At 50.1% G+C, this 1,900-nt stretch carries 1 rRNA gene; it reads left to right on the forward strand.

The window, feature by feature from the left end:
- A 23S ribosomal RNA gene (locus B5D61_RS25470) occupies positions 1-1,900 on the forward strand; the annotation flags it as partial.

Raw genomic sequence — 1,900 nt, forward strand, 5'->3', positions numbered from 1 at the left:
GGGGTGATGGCGTGCCTTTTGGAGAATGATCCTGCGAGTTACGTTCAATGGCGAGGTTAAGTTTAACGGAGCCGAAGGGAAACCGAGTCTGAATAGGGCGATTTAGTCGTTGGGCGTAGACGCGAAACCTGGTGATCTAAGCCTGTCCAGGGTGAAGCTGTGGTAAGACACAGTGGAGGCCCGAACTCACCGCCGTTGAAAAGTTGGGAGATGAGGTAGGTTTAGGGGTGAAAAGCCAATCGAACCAGGAGATAGCTCGTTCTCTCCGAAATGCATTTAGGTGCAGCCTTGAGTGTTCAATTATGGGGGTAGAGCACTGAATGATCTAGGGGGCGTATTGCTTACCGAAATCAATCAAACTCCGAATACCATAATTTAAGAGCTCAGGAGTGAGACTATGGGAATTAACTTCCATGGTCAAAAGGGAAACAACCCAGACCACCAGCTAAGGTCCCTAATTATAACTAAGTGGGAAAGGAGGTGGAGATTCACAAACAACCAGGAGGTTGGCTTAGAAGCAGCCATTCCTTTAAAGAGTGCGTAATAGCTCACTGGTCGAGAGTCTCTGCGCCGACAATGTAACGGGGCTAAGTTATAAACCGAAGCTGTGGAATTGCGTAAGCAATTGGTAGGAGAGCGTTCTGTAGGCCGTTGAAGGAGAAGGGTAACCGACTCTGGAGGTATCAGAAGTGAGAATGCAGGAATAAGTAGCGAGAATGGGGGCGAGAATCCCCCAGGCCGGAAGAACAAGGGTTCCAGGGTAAAGTTTGTCTTCCCTGGGTAAGCCGGGACCTAAGCCGAGGCTAGAATGCGTAGGCGAATGGAAAGCAGATTAATATTTCTGCGCCACTGATATTCAGTGATGGAGGGACGCAGGAGGTTATGTTCGCTGGCGAACGGAAGTGCCAGTCTAAGCATGTAGGGTGATTTTCCAGGTAAATCCGGAAAGTTAGATCTGAGGTGTGATGGGGAGCCATTAGGCGAAGGAACAAATACCACACTGCCGAGAAAAGCTTCTAAGCGTTTTAAAGATATTAGTGCCCGTACCCGAAACCGACACAGGTGTTCAGGATGAGAAATCTAAGGCCGACAGGCTAACTCTCGTTAAGGAACTCTGCAAAATGGCCCCGTAACTTCGGGAGAAGGGGTGCCCTTTGTTGTTACTGTCTACGCGACAGGAAGCAATAGAGGGCCGCAGTGAAGAGTCTCAGGCGACTGTTTAACAAAAACACAGGTCTATGCTAAGCTGTAAGGCGATGTATATGGGCTGACACCTGCCCAGTGCCGGAAGGTTAAGAGGAGGAGTGAGAGCTCCGAATTGAAGCCCCGGTGAACGGCGGCCGTAACTATAACGGTCCTAAGGTAGCGAAATTCCTTGTCGGGTAAGTTCCGACCTGCACGAATGGTGTAACGATCTGAGAGCTGTCTTGACGGGAGGCCTGGTGAAATTGTATTACCGGTGAAGATACCGGTTACCTGCAGTAGGACGGAAAGACCCCATGGAGCTTTACTGTAGCTTGGTATTGGGTTTTGGTGTCGTATGTATAGGATAGTTGGGAGACTATGAGCTGTGATCGCTAGATTACAGGGAGTCACTGGTGGAATACCAACCATACTACATCGAAATTCTAATTTGAGGTTTGTACCCTCGAAGACAGTGCTAGGTGGGCAGTTTGACTGGGGCGGTCGCCTCCGAAAGAGTAACGGAGGCGTTCAAAGGTTCCCTCAGGTTGGATGGAAATCAACCGGAGAGTGCAATGGCAAAAGGGAGCTTAACTGCGAGACTGACGGGTCGAGCAGGTGCGAAAGCAGGACATAGTGATCCGGCGATTCCGAATGGAAGGGTCGTCGCTCAACGGATAAAAGCTACCCTGGGGATAACAGGCTGATTCTACCCGAG

Origin of the sequence: Prosthecobacter debontii, assembly GCF_900167535.1 — a bacterium.
Classification (GTDB): domain Bacteria; phylum Verrucomicrobiota; class Verrucomicrobiia; order Verrucomicrobiales; family Verrucomicrobiaceae; genus Prosthecobacter; species Prosthecobacter debontii.